Raw genomic sequence first — 422 nt, 5'->3', positions numbered from 1 at the left:
CATCGCCCCAACATATACCGAGAATTGGCAATTTTATAAATTTTTCCAGTATCCTCATCCAAGGATTCCGCTATCTGCAAAGCAGCTTCAAACCCAGATAAAGCATCCTGATATTGCTGGATATTAAACTGAAATCGTGCTAACTCGTATAGACAACTATATTCAGCAACGCGATCGCCCGTTTCCCGGAAAATCTCTAACCATCGCTGGTAAGACGAGATAACCCGTTCATCCTGTTTCAACTCCCGATACAAATTCACCAGATATTCTAATCCCGATAAAGCCCACTTTGTCTCCTTAACTTCCACATACAACTCAACCGCTTGCTCATACCAAGAAATGGCTGTTTCTGGCTGCTTTAAATTCCCATAGCATCGCCCCAACATATACCGAGAATTGGCAATTTTATAAATTTTTCCAGT

The 422-nt window shown here is 41.5% G+C and carries 1 protein-coding gene; it reads right to left on the bottom strand.

The features are described 5' to 3' along the window. Positions 1 to 422, bottom strand: a 422-nt coding sequence (locus tag AC0QH1_RS30735) for a tetratricopeptide repeat protein (RefSeq protein ID WP_324635253.1), incomplete at both ends; no start/stop codon positions are given.

The organism is Phormidium sp. CCY1219 (genome assembly GCF_055795085.1).
This window is presented reverse-complemented; position numbering and strand designations above follow the sequence as displayed.